At 35.4% G+C, this 14531-nt stretch carries 18 protein-coding genes; 9 read left to right on the top strand and 9 right to left on the bottom strand.

Going from position 1 to position 14531, the window contains the following annotated elements; translation table 11 throughout:
• Positions 1–8: 8 nt before the first annotated feature.
• The 7 genes from EV142_RS08480 to EV142_RS08450 form a co-directional block, all read right to left on the bottom strand.
• Positions 9–377, bottom strand: a complete 369-nt coding sequence (locus EV142_RS08480; RefSeq protein ID WP_132034483.1) for a 2TM domain-containing protein — start codon at positions 375–377, stop codon at positions 9–11.
• Positions 378–395: 18 nt separating this feature from the next.
• Positions 396–701, bottom strand: a complete 306-nt coding sequence (locus EV142_RS08475; protein ID WP_238698678.1) for a 2TM domain-containing protein — start codon at positions 699–701, stop codon at positions 396–398.
• 2 nt (positions 702–703) lie between these two features.
• Positions 704–1033: a 2TM domain-containing protein gene (locus EV142_RS08470; RefSeq protein ID WP_132034479.1), complete on the bottom strand. Its 330-nt coding sequence runs from the start codon at positions 1031–1033 to the stop codon at positions 704–706.
• Between the two features lie 2 nt (positions 1034–1035).
• The gene (locus EV142_RS08465; protein ID WP_132034477.1) at positions 1036–2394 is read right to left on the bottom strand and encodes a histidine kinase; all 1359 of its coding nucleotides are present in this window, start codon (positions 2392–2394) and stop codon (positions 1036–1038) included.
• Positions 2395–2412: 18 nt separating this feature from the next.
• Positions 2413–3036 (bottom strand): hypothetical protein, encoded by a 624-nt coding sequence (locus EV142_RS08460; RefSeq protein ID WP_132034475.1) that lies wholly within the window; start codon positions 3034–3036, stop codon positions 2413–2415.
• A gap of 37 nt (positions 3037–3073) precedes the next feature.
• Complete coding sequence (locus tag EV142_RS08455; RefSeq protein ID WP_132034473.1) at positions 3074–3484, bottom strand: DUF2141 domain-containing protein; 411 nt, start codon at positions 3482–3484, stop codon at positions 3074–3076.
• A gap of 294 nt (positions 3485–3778) precedes the next feature.
• Positions 3779–5944 (bottom strand): TonB-dependent receptor, encoded by a 2166-nt coding sequence (locus EV142_RS08450; RefSeq protein ID WP_132034471.1) that lies wholly within the window; start codon positions 5942–5944, stop codon positions 3779–3781.
• Between the two features lie 162 nt (positions 5945–6106).
• Here EV142_RS08450 and EV142_RS08445 point away from each other — a divergent pair, with 162 nt between their 5' ends.
• From EV142_RS08445 to EV142_RS08405, 9 genes are all read left to right on the top strand, one after another.
• Complete coding sequence (locus tag EV142_RS08445) at positions 6107–6838, top strand: carbon-nitrogen hydrolase family protein (RefSeq protein WP_132034469.1); 732 nt, start codon at positions 6107–6109, stop codon at positions 6836–6838.
• 76 nt (positions 6839–6914) lie between these two features.
• Positions 6915–7373 carry a DinB family protein gene (locus EV142_RS08440; protein ID WP_132034467.1) on the top strand — a complete coding sequence of 153 codons (459 nt, stop codon included), beginning with the start codon at positions 6915–6917 and terminating at the stop codon, positions 7371–7373.
• Positions 7374–7388: 15 nt separating this feature from the next.
• The gene (locus tag EV142_RS08435) at positions 7389–7964 is read left to right on the top strand and encodes a sugar O-acetyltransferase (protein WP_132034465.1); all 576 of its coding nucleotides are present in this window, start codon (positions 7389–7391) and stop codon (positions 7962–7964) included.
• Positions 7964–8353, top strand: a complete 390-nt coding sequence (gene gloA2, locus EV142_RS08430) for an SMU1112c/YaeR family gloxylase I-like metalloprotein (RefSeq protein WP_132034463.1) — start codon at positions 7964–7966, stop codon at positions 8351–8353. The genes EV142_RS08435 and gloA2 overlap by 1 nt, the downstream gene beginning before the upstream one ends.
• Positions 8354–8720: 367 nt before the next feature.
• On the top strand, positions 8721–10001 hold the full coding sequence (locus EV142_RS08425) for a chloride channel protein (protein WP_132034461.1): 1281 nt from the start codon (positions 8721–8723) through the stop codon (positions 9999–10001).
• Between the two features lie 99 nt (positions 10002–10100).
• Positions 10101–10700, top strand: a complete 600-nt coding sequence (locus tag EV142_RS08420) for an HPP family protein (protein ID WP_132034459.1) — start codon at positions 10101–10103, stop codon at positions 10698–10700.
• A 208-nt stretch (positions 10701–10908) separates the two neighbouring features.
• Positions 10909–11448, top strand: a complete 540-nt coding sequence (locus EV142_RS08415; RefSeq protein WP_132034457.1) for an IS1096 element passenger TnpR family protein — start codon at positions 10909–10911, stop codon at positions 11446–11448.
• A gap of 100 nt (positions 11449–11548) precedes the next feature.
• Positions 11549–11908, top strand: coding sequence for a four helix bundle protein (locus EV142_RS08410; RefSeq protein ID WP_132034455.1), 360 nt, complete (start codon positions 11549–11551; stop codon positions 11906–11908).
• Positions 11909–11951: 43 nt separating this feature from the next.
• On the top strand, positions 11952–13010 hold the full coding sequence (locus EV142_RS08405; RefSeq protein WP_132034453.1) for a nucleoid-associated protein: 1059 nt from the start codon (positions 11952–11954) through the stop codon (positions 13008–13010).
• A gap of 87 nt (positions 13011–13097) precedes the next feature.
• Here EV142_RS08405 and EV142_RS08400 read toward each other — a convergent pair whose 3' ends face one another.
• Positions 13098–13679 (bottom strand): TetR/AcrR family transcriptional regulator, encoded by a 582-nt coding sequence (locus EV142_RS08400; RefSeq protein WP_132034452.1) that lies wholly within the window; start codon positions 13677–13679, stop codon positions 13098–13100.
• 70 nt (positions 13680–13749) lie between these two features.
• Positions 13750–14502, bottom strand: a complete 753-nt coding sequence (locus tag EV142_RS08395; protein ID WP_132034450.1) for a glucose 1-dehydrogenase — start codon at positions 14500–14502, stop codon at positions 13750–13752.
• Between the last annotated feature and the right edge of the window lie 29 nt (positions 14503–14531).

Here is a 14531-nt window from a genome sequence, read left to right as displayed (position 1 = left end):
TTTTAAAGTTACTCCCATTTACTCTTACTCTCTACTTCTTTCTCCATATATTTTTTGATTTTTTTATCCTCCCAATCCTTATTGAAGAAGATATCAGGCCCAAAAACTGTAAAGGCATGAATGGCTAAAGCAATCCCCCAGTAAAATGCTGTCGAATAAACTTCCCAGTTCTGAAACCCTCTCAATTCAAAATGATTTCCAACAAAGTCCCTGTTCAAACTTGAAATAATGATAATAGCATTCACTATAACATAAACCTTCAAATGCGAGTAAAATCCTTTTATTTTTTTTACTTTTCTGTAAGCTATGTTATAGCTTTCGTCTGTGCTAAATTCGTGTGCATATTCTTCGTACATACGTCTTCTAAATCGTCCCATTTTTTTATTTGAATTATATTATTGCCATTTGTTTTTGCTCTCTTTTTCTTTTTCCATCAATTCCTTGATTTTTCTTTCTTCCCAGTCTTTACCTAAAACCGGAAATACTTCAAAAACTTTTAACCCATGAAAAAGAACTCCTACTCCCCACCACAATAGTGGCCAGAAAAACCATAAATACTGTGGAGATGTCCACAAATTAATGATAATTAAAATAATATTAACCCCAATAAAGGCGGTAAGATTACCATAAAAGCCTTTAATATTTTCTACTTTCTTTTTTGCAAGATAGTATCTGTCCTCTTCATTATAATTTATTTCCATGATCACACCCATTTTTGTTTTTTTTGTCTTTTCTCTAAAATATGTTTCAGTTTACGTTCCTCCCATTCCTCTCCAAAAACTTTAAAAGAAAGAAATAAATCTATTGCAGAAAATAAAAACACCGAGGTCCAGATTATCATTACAACATGATTTAAATATTGGAATGGAAAGAAGTTCAGTGGAACTCCATAATATTCCTTTACCACAAAAACTACTAATCCTAATGCATAAACAAGCGCATGCATATAAAAAGATCTGAGCTTTACTGCCTTTTTCCTGAAGATTTGCTGAAACTCAAATCTTTCATGATCCTTGTTACAATTCGTTTCCATACTTATTTCCAGGTTTTTGGGTTGTTCTCTTTTTCTAAAATTTCCCTGATTTTTCGTTCTTCCCAATCAGAGCTATACCCAAACACTTTGAAAGCATGCATGGTAACTCCAAATCCCCAGCCTAAAGCCGAAAACCAAAACCATTGAAATCCAGGAGAGTAGGTTAAATTTACAAAAATTAAACACGGAATCACACAACAATATGAAATTACGTTTGCATAAAATCCCTTTAACTCTTCTACTCTCTTTTTAGCCCTGAAATAGGCTTTATTCTCATCACTATATTCTGCACTTGTTTCCATAACTGAAATTTGTTTGGTTAAAATTGGAATTTTAACGGTAAAATTTTCTTCGTTTTGTTCAATCAGAACCTTCCTGTTGGTTATAATTCCATATCGGTTTACGATGTTTTGCAAACCAACTCCCTGACGATCCTGTAATACTTCTTTCTTCTGAAAATTATTCTGGATGGCGAGACAGTCGCCGTCAATAAAAATTCTGATATGCAATGGTTTTTGCTCACTTACCACATTGTGCTTTACTGTATTTTCGAGTAAAAGCTGTAGTGACAACGGAACTACTTTTGCATCCGGATTTATACCTTCTGAAGGTAATTCGTAAAACAAACTGTTTTCGAAACGCATCTTTAACAAATTCATATAGGTTTTGGCAAAAGACAATTCCTCTTCAACAGAAACCAGTTCCTTATCTTTCTGTTCTAAAACATAACGATAGATTTTAGACAAAGAAGTGGTGAAACGCTGTGCATTATCCGGGTTTTCTTCAATCAGGGAACTCAGCACATTTAAACTATTAAAAAGAAAATGCGGATCTATCTGATTCTTTAAACTTTCGAATTTTGCATTTGCCGTTCCAGCGATAATCTTTTGCTGGGTTACTTCAAATTTCGAAGCCTGTTTCCATTTTACCATAAAGCTCCTGGCCTGCATGAAAGTGGAGACTCCCAAAGATAAAATGATATAAAAAAGGTGTACCCAAATCATTCTTTCACTAAAAAACTTATCTAAGGAAAGGTTCTGAACTACCACAAAAATGATATAGTTGATTCCTAAAACGGCCGGAACAGTATATAAAACAGTACACAGAATGCCGTAATAAACCCTCAGGTTGGTTTGTTCCAGCCAGTCCCATTTTTTATCTAAAAGAACATTCAGAAAGCCATTTCCAAAACCGAGTCCAAAGGAATAAAGGCAGCTTAAAAAGAACGTCAGCAGTACATTTTTAACAGTTAAATCGGCTCCTAAAAAAGCTGAAAATATGATTGTAAAGACCATAGAGATCTTGAAACACATGATTGTTCCGGTTCTCAAATTTGCGAATGTATTTCTATGGTCTTTCATTTATGAACTGATATGATATTATTTTTTACAACTTTTTTGAGTTTCCAATGCCCTGTCTAATCCCCATTTTGGTGAAAAAGGAGTTTCCGGTTTAAAAGTAGCGAAAAGTTCGATAGCTTTATCTACCTGAGCACACAATGGCTTTGTATCAACGCCTGTCCATTTTGCTCCTCCTAACTGATAATCAGCTTCACCAAAAACAGCTCTCGGATTATTAGGATCTATTGCCTTAGCTTTGGCGTAATTCTCCATTACTTTACCCGAATATTTTTGAGCGTTTGTCATCGGATCCTGTACCACCCAGGCGGTATAAAGTAAAGCCTGCAAAACGTATAATTCTGCGTTGTTCTGATCTTTTATAAATTCAACATCAAGTGCATCCTGCGCTTTAGTCAGTAATAAATCAGCTTTAGATTTATCTTTTTCTGCAAAAGCACTGGTTGTATTCACTAAGGCAACATAATAATTAGGCAGCCAGCTGTTTTTTTCTGCAGACGCTATTCTTTCGAACATTGCCGAAGCTTCTGTATTTTTTCCTTCTTTCCAAAGTCCGAATGCTTTTCCCATTCCTTGTTCAAATTGTGTTTGTGCTGAACTTATTACGGCTACAAATAATGCGATGGTGGTAATTATTTTTTTCATTTTAATTTTATTTTAATGGTTGTTAATTAATTATTTTTTAGTTGAATACAATAGCTATTTTCGAGTCTTTGCTAACCGTAAATTTAGCATCTTTGTACGAAGGAGGCCCCATAAATCCTCTGGCATTATTCGAACACGCATAGGCTTCAGAAGGAATTCCCATCATATTTTTATCCAGCTTTCCATTACTGTTTTCATCATGATACGTTGAAATCCCGTATTCTCCTTTTGGAATACCTTTAAAGGTAACGGTTAACTCATTATTTTTAATTTCAGAAACAATGCTTTTGTAAGTCGTGTTCAGGAATGTACCGTCTGAGTTGTACAAACCTACTTTGACAGCCCCTGTATTGTTTTTCAAACCTGAAACGGAAACAGTAAGATTTACATTTTGTGCAGACATTAAACTGCAGATAAAAAAAGTGATTAGCGTAATAATTTTGGTCATGGTTTCTATTTTTTAAGGTTCTAAGTTTTTTTATTGATGATTAAAACTCTGTTATTAATTTATACTTCAAAAGTATACCGGATTTTATTGTTTTAAAATTAAATGATACCGAGTTGTTGAATTTGGTTACTGAATTGTTTTTTCTTTGAGGTACAAAGTAACAAAGGTGCAAAGGCTCAAAGTTTTTTATATCCTACAAATCTAATTTTGCCAAATAATTTCTTTAAAAAAGCTTTTACGATCACAATTCTAAACCTTTGTAACTTTGCACCTTTGCAACTCTGAACCTTCTTTCTACAAGTTTTTCAACTGATTCTCGTTTTTATTCTGACTGATCGTCCAGAAGAAACCAACAAAGAAGAATCTGTCTGCTGTTGGGGTAACGGCTTGTCTGTTGTAAACTCCGTTGGCATCCGGTAATTTGGCATAATCGTATCCGAAAACGTTTTGACTTCCTAATACATTTGAAACCGAGAAATACAATATTTTTTGGGTGGTCAATAAGTACGCCCAGTTAAAGCTTAAGCTATTGTAGGACTTTGTCTTTCCGTTCATAAATTGTGTCTGGTTGGGATCGTTGTAAGGTCTTCCGGAACTGTAACTGTTCGTGAAACCAATTTGTGATTTCCAATCGGTGATGAAATATTTGGTTACGATTGACAAACTATGATTCGCAACAAAATTTGGTGTCGCCATATTAGGAAAGTTTTTATACTGTCTTTCCGAATCGATATAAGAATAAGAAATCCAATATTCTAAATTTTTATACAAATTGCTGTCTCTCCAAAACAAATCCAAACCTTTGGCATAACCGGAACCGTTATTATTGAAAACCGAATTATATTGAATATCTCTTGTATTATACTGAACCAAATTGCTGTAATCTTTATAGTAAGCCTCGGCTCTGAAGGTTTGTCCCGGTTTCGTAAATTGATAATTCAGAATATAATGCTGTGCTTTTTCGCTTTCAAACTGATGGTATTTTGAATACTTGATATAATCAACCACCGGTGTCTGGGAAAAATCCCCATAAGCAAAAGAGAACTGGCTATGTTTAGAAATTTTGTAAGCTACGGAAGCTCTTGGCGCCAGATTTGTTTCATCTAACAAACTGTTATTCGAAAGCCTTACACCTACTTTCAAAGCCAGGTTCTTCGAAAACAAAACATCTCCCTCCGTATAAAAAGCCGCAATATTGGAATCGTAACCATTTGCTACTTTAATCGAAATATTATCATTGAAGTTTTCATTAAATTTGGTAATGAAATAATCGGCTCCAAAAGATAATTTAAAGTAATTGGAAACATTTTTTCTCAATTTCAATTTTAGTTGTGCCGCATTTTCATTAGTATCAACATCGTTAATATCAAATTTGACTTTGTTTTTGCTGTACCCGTAACTTATTCCCGAAGTCAGTTGCCAGCCGGTTCCAAAATCTCCTTTGTAAGAAGCATTCAGATAAAAATTATTATTGTTTAAATCCGTTCTGACCGGTTCGGCAAAATTTATATTTTTCTGATTCAAATCGAATTTTTCAGAATCGAAAGCAGCATACAATTTAAAGATTCCATTTGTAAAATGATAACGATAAACAGCTTCCCCACCCAGAGACTGGTATGGATTATTCCAATCTACATTTTGTGGAATAACGGCCTGGTAAGGCGCTAAATTGATGTAATTGGTATTGATACTGAACGAGCTTTTTTTCCATTTTTGGGTATTCCCTACTCCTAAACCAACCGTCATTAAAGCGATATCTGTCTTATTCTGATCCGGTTCATCCTGAGTATTCAAAAGTAAAACACTCGACAAAGCTTCGCCATATTCCGCAGAATAACCACCAGTAGAAAAAGCGATTCCACTAAACAAAAAAGGAGAAAATCGGCTTCTGGTCGGCAAATTATTAGTACTTGCACCGTAAGGCTGCGCTACACGAAGTCCGTCAACGAAAGTTTGTGTTTCGCTGGCTTCTCCTCCACGAACAAATAAACGTCCGTCTTCCCCAACGGTCTGTGTCCCCGGCAAAGTCTGCAAAGCGGCAATAATATTTCCGGCAGAGCCCGCAGTGGTAACAATATCCAAAGGTTTTAACACTGAAACTCTCGCCTTATCTCCCGATTCTAAAGTTCCGGCTGTGATCACTACGGCGTCAAGAGCATTTACATTTTCTCTTAATTTAACCGTTTGGTCTTTATAATTGGTAACATCAATTTCTTGTTTGAAGGTATCATAAAGCAGGAAGCTCACTATCAAAAACTGATTTCCCGTTGTTGTCGTTTCAAAAGAAAATTCACCGGTTTCAGAACTTGTAGCTCCGTCATACGTTCCGTCAATGTAAATGTTGGCTCCCGGAACCGGTTTTCCTTTTTGGTCGAGCACTTTGCCGGAAATCGTATTTTGGGCAGAAACAAAAGCTGCAAAAAATAAAACGGTAATTGTAAAGAGTAATTTGGTTTTCATACCTGTTGGTTTATATATTATTGGTTTTTGATGACGCAAATATATTTTAACAGTTTTAGTTAAAAAATATTAAATAACCCAATTGTAGAAATTCGGGGATGAGTTGTAAATTACTTATTTGTATCTTAGCTTTTAGTTCGTCACTTTTAAGATAAAATACAAATGAACATAGGACTTGCTCAGATAAAACCCAGCAAGGGAAACATTTCAGCCAACATAGAAAAGCACATCAAATTTATCGAAATTGCTTCTTCACTAAAAGCAACTTCCCTATTTTTTCCGGAGCTTTCTTTAACAGGTTATGAACCGGAACTTGCAAAAGAACTTGCAACTCATCAGGACGATGACCGACTGGAGAGCTTTCAGCAAATTTCGAATCTAAGAAAGATTACAATCGGAGTCGGGATTCCAACAAAAACAAATACAGGAATCCAAATCAGTATGATTGTATTTCGACCGGATCAGGAAAGACTTACCTATTCCAAACAACAACTCCATGACGATGAACTTCCTTATTTTGAAAAAGGTAATGAACAAATACTAATTGAAATTGAAAACCAAAAAATTATTCCCGCTATCTGCTACGAAAGTCTGCAAACCCAACATGCCGAAAAAGCAAGTAAACTGGGAGGGGAAATATATCTTGCCAGCGTAGCAAAATCTCAAAATGGTATAAAAAAAGCTCTTATTCACTATCCGGAAATTGCTAAAAAATATACAATGCCGGTTTTAATGGTAAATTGTATTGGGGAATGTGATAATTTTGTGAGTATGGGTTTTAGCGCTGTCTGGACAAAAGAAGGAAAATTAGCCGGGCAACTTGATAATAATCATGAAGGCATTATAGTTTTTAATACACAAACCGAAGAAATTACAAAACATATCATCCGGTAAAATTCACTTTACACCTTTGATAATCAGTTAAAACCTGAAATTAAACTTTAAAAAAAACAAAAAATCCATAGTCGTTATGTCAGAAAACAAAAGAATTTCGAATTTATACCAATCCATTTACAATGGAAATCCGTGGCTGGAGGTTACTCTGTCACATACTTTAGAGAATGTAACAGCAGAGCAGGCTTACAGGAAAGTAAACCCTAATTTGAATACCATTTGGGAAATTGTCAATCACCTTATACAATGGCGAAGAAACATTTTAAGGCGTGTTCAGGGAGAAACAGTAGTAGCTCCTGACCATAATTATTTTGTTCCAATTTTAGATTCTTCCGAAGCAGCCTGGGAGCAATCGCTGCAAAGTCTGGCAAAATCCCAGGAATTGTGGAATGCCTTTTTCGAAGATTTTAATGATTCGGATTTAGAAAAAATATACGTCGATAACAATCATACGTATTACGAACACATTCATGGAATCATTCAGCATGACGTTTATCATTTGGGGCAAATTGTAATTCTGAAAAAATTACTATAATCATAACCCTACTTTATGAAGACTGAAAAAGAAAAAATGATTTCGGGCGAATATTATATTGCAACAGATCCCGTTCTAATAAAAGAACGCCGAAAAGCCAAAAATTTACTGCATCGCCTCAACGTAACCGAATACCGTCTGACGAAAAAAGCCAAAGAAATTATAGCTGAATTAATTCCGAATACAGGCAAAGGTTTTTATATTGAGCCCCCTTTTCATTGCGATTACGGATATAATATTTTTTGTGGGGATAACGTTTATTTCAATGTCAATTGTGTGGTTTTGGACTGTGCACCGGTACATATCGGATCGAATGTGTTCTTTGCCCCGAACGTTCAAATTTATACGGCAACCCATCCGCTTGATGCCGAGTTGCGAAAAACATTAGAAAATGCTTTACCGATTACCATTGGGGACGATTGCTGGATTGGCGGGAATACTGTTATATGCCCGGGCGTAACCATCGGAAAAGGCTGTGTTATAGGCGCCGGATCTGTAGTGACGAAAAACATTCCGGACAACTCACTGGCTGTTGGAAATCCCGCAAAAATCATTCGAAAATTAAATCAGGAACCTGAATCAAAATCATAATGCTTACCTTAAACAAAGTCCACCATATCGCCATTTTATGTTCTGATTATCAAAAATCCAAAACTTTTTATACCGAAGTTTTAGGACTGACTATTATTCGCGAAATCTACCGTGAAGAACGTCAGTCGTACAAGCTTGACCTGGCATTAAACGGCAGTTATATTGTCGAATTATTTTCATTTCCAAATCCACCGCAGCGTCCTTCCAGACCAGAAGCCGTGGGTTTGCGGCATTTGGCCTTTGAAGTAATTAATCTGGAGGAAACCGTTGCTTTTTTAAATTCGAAGAATATCGATTCGGAACCCATTCGAATTGATGAAACAACAGAAAAGAGATTTACTTTCATCGCCGATCCGGATTTATTGCCTATTGAATTTTATGAAAGGTAATTTTTAGAAAGATTTAATCTTGAGAAGTCGCGAAGTCGGAAAGTTTTTTTTTCATTTATGTCATTTCGACGAAGGAGAAATCTTCGCAAGTAGCTCGACAAAGATTGGCGATTTTGCATGTGGAGTTACTAGTGGAGATTTCTCCTTCGTCGAAATGACAAACTAGTAGGTTTAGTAATTAATTTAAATTAAACTTCTCAACTTTTCGAAATTTTTCTTCCACATTACACAACAAAAACAACTTAGAATTATCCTTCAAAACAACTTTTAACACAATATTCTGAATGTTTTTTATTAAAAACCGAATTTGATTCTCTAATTTTGTGAAATCGCAAATAAAATTCTGCGATTCTCAAATTTACTTCTGATGAACAAAACGGCGCAAATCAAAAAAAATCATCAATTCATTGTTTTCCGAAAATTAGTTATCGTTTCTGTATTAATTGGTTTTCTTTCGGCATTCTTAGGAATTTCACTAAAAAAAATAACAGAATATTACGAAGAAATTTTCTTTCACCAAGTGACTGTAAATCCAATATTCTATGTTCTTTTTCCTGTTTTCGGATTGTCCGTCATCTATTTCCTGAGACAGTATCTTTTTAAGAAAAAGGAAAATAAAGGCATTAAGGAAGTCTTTGAAAGTACTAATTCAAGTTCAAAAAATCTTCCTTCGTATAAAATTCCATCCCATTTTATAAACGGATTATTAACCGTTATTTTCGGAGGTTCAACCGGAATTGAAGTTTCAACTGTTGTAGCTACTGCAACAATTGGTTCCGTTGCACAGCAAAAAGAAAATGTTTTCCGCAAGTACAAAACAGAATTAATTTGTGCCGGAGTTGCGGCGGGAATCACCGCTTTATTCAGCAGTCCTATTGCCGGAATTTTATTTGCTGTTGAAGTAATCTCCCGAAAAGTGACACGTGCTTTTATCATTACCAATGTAATCGCAGTTTCTATTGCTTTTGGTTTATTATCGATTTTAAAAGAAGAGCATTTATTTACCGTTTCGATTACCACCTGGCATCTGAAAGCGATTCCTTATTTTATTCTTTTAGGCATTCTGGCCGGAATAAATTCGGTTTACCTGACACGCTGCGTATTGTTTTTTAAATCTCAGTTCGGTAAAATCCAAACTCATTATTACAAAATTCTTATAGGATCAGTTATTTTGAGCGTTTCTTTATTTGTATTTCCACAATTGTACGGAGAAGGCTATCATTCTATTAAAATGATTTTTGGAAATTCCGGCGAGCTTCCTCTGACCCTGACTTTAGCCCTGACTTTCATCGGAATTTTAATTCTGAAACCAATCGTAACTTCTGTAACCCTGGCTTCCGGCGGCGATGGAGGTGTCTTTGCCCCGAGCCTATTTATCGGTTCTTTTCTGGGTCTATTGGTCGCTTCTATTTTAAATACATTTTTTAACACACAGGTCATCCCGGTTAATTTTATGATTATCGGAATGGCCGCAGTACTGAGCGCCAGCATTCATGCACCTTTTACCGCTATATTTTTGGTGTGTGGTTTAACGAATGACTATACTTTATTCTTTCCGATTTTAGCCGTTTGCCTGATTTCTAAATACACGGCAAAAATGATTTATCCGTATACCGTTTATACGTATTCTCCAAGTTTCATAAAATAAAAAGGTATTTTTTTGCCACAGATTAAGCGGATTCTAAGATTTTTAATCCTTAAATCTCTGACAAAAACATTAATGTTCGTCAAAATAAAATGCACATAAATGCCCACTCAAAAATTAAAAAGAAGTTACCGCAAGACCCGTTATATACTTTATAAGGAAACCTTAATTGATTATAAAGAACACTTTTGGTCCTTTTTAGGCTCCTTTGTCGGAATTGGAATTCTGGCTTACATACAATCCATACATTTTTCTGGTAATGATGCCGTTTATTTAATTGGTTCGTTTGGTGCCTCGAGTGTTTTGGTTTACGGAATTATTCAAAGTCCCTTTTCACAGCCCCGAAATTTAGTTGGCGGACATGTGGTTTCTGCACTGGTCGGCGTAACTGTTCATAAACTCGCTCCTGACATTCTCTGGATTGCGGCACCACTTGCCGTTTCCCTGGCTATTATTGTAATGCAAATTACCAAAACACTGCATCCTCCCGGAGGTGCAACGGCGCTTATTGCCGTAATTGGATCCGAAAAAATAAAAGCTTTGGGCTATATGTATGTCCTGTCTCCTGTACTGGCAGGAGTTTTGATTTTGCTTGTGGTCGCTTTAATTTTTAATAATATGACTTCAGGCAGGACTTACCCAAGTCATAGTACCTATCACAAACGCTATCATAGGATCAGAAAGCGATTGGTTGGGAAGTAATTTTTTATCTTAACTCTTCTGTCACGCTGAGCGAAGTCGAAAGATTGCCAATTGGAATGGGCTTCGACTCCGCTCAGCGTGACCACTAATACTAAACTTCATTCGTTAAGATAAATCGCTTTCTAAAATCTTTTCAACAAAACGTAATTCATAATTCGGATTTCGTTTTTTATATTTTACCTTTGACTTTTCAAAAAATACAAAGATTATGGTTTATAAATTTAGAGTAATTCTAGACGCCGAAGAAGACATTTTCAGAGACATTGCAATTCTTGAAGACGATACGCTTGAGGATTTACACAATGCGATCTTCAACGCTTTTGGTTTTGACGGAATGGAAGTAGCTTCTTTTTATACCTGCGATGAAACTTGGAATCAGGAAGATGAAATTCCGCTTTTTGATACCGGAGATGTTCCAGGCGAACAAAAAATCATGAGTGATTATACCTTATCTGATATCTTAGACAAAGAAAATACCAAAATTATCTATGTGTACGATTTCATTAATATGTGGACATTCCTTGTAGAATTGGCCGCTGTGGAAGAGCAATCTGCCACTGCAATCTACCCGGAAACCTTATTCTCCCACGGGGAAATGCCGGACGAAGCCATAGAAAAAAACTTTGAAGCCGACATGCACGACGATATCTACGGCGAATTTGAAGACGATTTAGACGAGGATGATCTGGATATGTTCGAAGGAGACGACAGCTTTGAGGATTTCGGGTTTGAGGAGAATTGGAATTAGTTTTTTTTTTGAGGTTCTGAGGTTCTAAGTCGCTAAGGTTCTAAGTTTTCATATTGAAGGTTTTTTCTTATTTTTAATTTTTCAAATTAAAAAAATAAAAATGAGTGATTTTCGAAAACTTCTAATCTGGCAAAAATCAATGACCCTGATTACCAAAATCTATTTTTCAACCAACCATTTCCCAAAAGAAGAAATCTTCGGATTGACTTCACAAATCCGACGAAGTTCAATTTCAATTCCCAGCAATATTGCCGAAGGATCCGGACGAGAAAGTAGTAAAGATTTTTTACGCTTTTTAAATATAGCAATAGGCTCTTTATTTGAAATGCAAACTCAATTAGAAATTGCTAAAAATATAACCTATCTTAACGAACAAGAATTTAATAATTTATATGAGGACAGCCGGGAAGTAGAGAGAATGCTAGTTTCGTTTATAAAAAAAATAAAAGACAGAAACTAAAAACTCAGAACCTTAGCGACTCAGAACCTCAGAACCTTTAAATATGATCAACTTATTCAACACCCACATCGAGACGCTTTCGATACACCGCGTAGGAAACAAAAGCAGAAACGAAGCGATTTTTTTATCGGAACAGCCATTTAATCTGAATGACGAAATTGTGCCTTTGATAAAAGAGTACTTCTTTAAGCCTTTTAGAGAAAAAGAAGAAAACTATTATCAGTTTGCGCACGAAGTAGATTTGGATTATAATGACATGTTTAAATATGCTACCGAGATTTTTGCGAATCCCGCGAATGTGCAGGAGATTTCAAAAAAAATCACGACACATTTATTCGAGCAGTCCAATCATCCGCATATTAAGAACGGAGAGGTTTATGTAACCTACCTGACCAATTTAAGTATTGACAACAATGTTGTGGATGCTATCGGAATTTTTAAAAGCGAATTGCAAGCCGACTTTTTACAATTCGAAGAAAAAGACAGCAACCTTGAAATGATCCTGCAACAAGGAATCAACCTGAGCAAATTAGATAAAGGATGCCTGATTTTTAATTATAAAAAAGAAGAAGGATATAAAATACTTACCGTAGACAGCAACCGTTATGACGCTCGTTACTGGCTGGAGCATTTTTTATCTGTTGATGCTTTTGAAGATGAAAACTTCATTACTAAAAAATACCTTAAATTCTGTCAGAACTTCGCGAAAGATGTAGTTTTACCGGCAGAAGACAAAAAAGAAGAAGTGATGTTTATGAACCGGTCTGTGAATTATTTCGCTAAAAATGATCAGTTTGAAGAACAAAATTTCTTAAATGAAGTATTAGACAACCCTGACTTAATTCCTGAATTCAAAAACTATAAAGTTGATAAAGGAGAAAAATATAGCATCGAAGATGTAACCTCATTCCCAATTGCCAACGCAGCAGTTTCAGACGCCAGAAAATCGATTAAAAACGTTATTAACCTGGATACGCATATTCAGATTAAAATGGATTTCATCAATCCGGAAAGCGCAGAAAAATACGTTGAAAAAGGCTGGGATGAAGAAAAACAAATGTATTACTATTTAGTTTACTTCAACAAAGAAGAAAAAAGCTAGAAAGTCATTCATTTTCTATTACTTACTTAAACAAAAAACGGCAACTACTATTTGTAATTGCCGTTTTTTAATTAAAATACTTTTCTGTTAAAATAAAGAAAACATTGCTTTGAGAATATCATCATAAGCTTGTTTGTCTTTCTCTCCCGAACGGGCCAAAACCCTGATTCCGGTATAATTATTAAAGATAAAACGAGCCAGTGTTCTTGCATCCTGTTTTGTTGAAATCTTTCCTGCCTCCTGCCCTTTTGTGACCGCTTTTAGAAAAATGTCCTGCATGGTTGCTCTGTTATCGTTTACTATTTTGGCAATTTCTTCGTCATGCATCGCAAGTTCTACCGATGAATTTACCATAAAGCAGCCTTTTGTAATTCGGTCTTCGAGACTTTCTAAAACAGCCTGCTTAAAAATTACCGTCAGCGTTGCTTTTATGTCTTCAGATTCGTCCAGAAGATTTTTTACATAATCCTGACCTTGCTTTTGATATCTGCGTAAGGCTTTGGAAAAAAGCTTTTGCTTGTCTCCAAAGGTATCGTACAAACTGGAACGGCTTAAACCTAAATGTGTTACTAAATCCTGAGCCGAAGTTCCGTTATACCCTTTGTGCCAGAAAATTTCAATAGCTTTATCTAAAGCCTGATCTTCATTAAATTCTTTTGTCCTGGCCATGAGTTCTAAATTAAATTCTTTACAAAGATACTAATTAAGCGGAACAATCGTTCCCTAATTAGTCAAAAAATTATAATACTGTGTTTACAGTAAGTCCACCGTCGATAACAATTTCTGTTCCTGTAATGAATGATGCATCATCTGAAGCAAGAAAACCAATTGTTTTTGCAACCTCACTAGCTTGTCCAAAACGTTTCAATAAAATCTTTTGTCCCAAAGCAGCTCCTAAACCTTCTACTTCTTCTTTTTCTAAACCAACTTTTCCGTACAAAGGGGTTTCAATTGGACCAGGAGAAACCGCATTTACTCTGATTTTTCTTGGTGCTAATTCTGCAGCAAATATTCTGTTTAAGGACAAAACTGCTGCTTTACTTGCTCCGTATACGCTTGAGCCCGGCATTCCTAATTGTGCATTTACTGAAGTATTAAAGATGATTGAACCACCATCGTTTAAAATTGGCAATACTTTTTGAACTGTAAAATAAACTCCTTTTACATTCACATTCATAATACTGTCATAATGATCTTCTGAAGCTGATTCTACCGGAGCAAAAGCTGCAATTCCTGCGTTTAAAAATACAATATCAACTTTTCCGAATTGCTCTTTTACCTGAGAAACTAAATTATCAATTGATTTTAAATCAGATTGATCTGCCACAATTCCGGTAACATTCAATTCTGTTTCAGCTTTTGCCAAAGCTTCTTTGTTTCTTCCTGTCACAATTACTTTTGCACCTTTTGATACTAATTCTGCTGCAGCAGCATACCCAATTCCGCTATTTCCACCTGTTACTATAGCTACTTTGTTTTCTAAATTTTTCATTTTTATTTGTTTTTAAATTATTGATTGTT

This window comes from Flavobacterium circumlabens (assembly GCF_004345565.1).
Taxonomy (GTDB): domain Bacteria; phylum Bacteroidota; class Bacteroidia; order Flavobacteriales; family Flavobacteriaceae; genus Flavobacterium; species Flavobacterium circumlabens.
The sequence above is the reverse complement of the archived record's forward strand: the minus strand, read 5'-3'. Positions and strand labels throughout refer to the sequence as shown.

What these genes read in the sequence shown, in the direction of transcription:
- gloA2 (WP_132034463.1), top strand. Translation starts at nt 7,964, where the DNA reads ATGCTTACCTTAAACAAAGTCCACCATATCGCCATTTTATGTTCTGAT.
- EV142_RS08440 (WP_132034467.1), top strand. Translation starts at nt 6,915, where the DNA reads ATGTCAGAAAACAAAAGAATTTCGAATTTATACCAATCCATTTACAAT.
- EV142_RS08400 (WP_132034452.1), bottom strand. Translation starts at nt 13,679, where the DNA reads ATGGCCAGGACAAAAGAATTTAATGAAGATCAGGCTTTAGATAAAGCT.
- EV142_RS08435 (WP_132034465.1), top strand. Translation starts at nt 7,389, where the DNA reads ATGAAGACTGAAAAAGAAAAAATGATTTCGGGCGAATATTATATTGCA.
- EV142_RS08420 (WP_132034459.1), top strand. Translation starts at nt 10,101, where the DNA reads ATGCCCACTCAAAAATTAAAAAGAAGTTACCGCAAGACCCGTTATATA.
- EV142_RS08455 (WP_132034473.1), bottom strand. Translation starts at nt 3,484, where the DNA reads ATGACCAAAATTATTACGCTAATCACTTTTTTTATCTGCAGTTTAATG.
- EV142_RS08470 (WP_132034479.1), bottom strand. Translation starts at nt 1,033, where the DNA reads ATGGAAACGAATTGTAACAAGGATCATGAAAGATTTGAGTTTCAGCAA.
- EV142_RS08480 (WP_132034483.1), bottom strand. Translation starts at nt 377, where the DNA reads ATGGGACGATTTAGAAGACGTATGTACGAAGAATATGCACACGAATTT.
- EV142_RS08445 (WP_132034469.1), top strand. Translation starts at nt 6,107, where the DNA reads ATGAACATAGGACTTGCTCAGATAAAACCCAGCAAGGGAAACATTTCA.
- EV142_RS08405 (WP_132034453.1), top strand. Translation starts at nt 11,952, where the DNA reads ATGATCAACTTATTCAACACCCACATCGAGACGCTTTCGATACACCGC.
- EV142_RS08395 (WP_132034450.1), bottom strand. Translation starts at nt 14,502, where the DNA reads ATGAAAAATTTAGAAAACAAAGTAGCTATAGTAACAGGTGGAAATAGC.
- EV142_RS08460 (WP_132034475.1), bottom strand. Translation starts at nt 3,036, where the DNA reads ATGAAAAAAATAATTACCACCATCGCATTATTTGTAGCCGTAATAAGT.
- EV142_RS08410 (WP_132034455.1), top strand. Translation starts at nt 11,549, where the DNA reads ATGAGTGATTTTCGAAAACTTCTAATCTGGCAAAAATCAATGACCCTG.
- EV142_RS08415 (WP_132034457.1), top strand. Translation starts at nt 10,909, where the DNA reads ATGGTTTATAAATTTAGAGTAATTCTAGACGCCGAAGAAGACATTTTC.
- EV142_RS08425 (WP_132034461.1), top strand. Translation starts at nt 8,721, where the DNA reads ATGAACAAAACGGCGCAAATCAAAAAAAATCATCAATTCATTGTTTTC.
- EV142_RS08450 (WP_132034471.1), bottom strand. Translation starts at nt 5,944, where the DNA reads ATGAAAACCAAATTACTCTTTACAATTACCGTTTTATTTTTTGCAGCT.
- EV142_RS08465 (WP_132034477.1), bottom strand. Translation starts at nt 2,394, where the DNA reads ATGAAAGACCATAGAAATACATTCGCAAATTTGAGAACCGGAACAATC.
- EV142_RS08475 (WP_238698678.1), bottom strand. Translation starts at nt 701, where the DNA reads ATGGAAATAAATTATAATGAAGAGGACAGATACTATCTTGCAAAAAAG.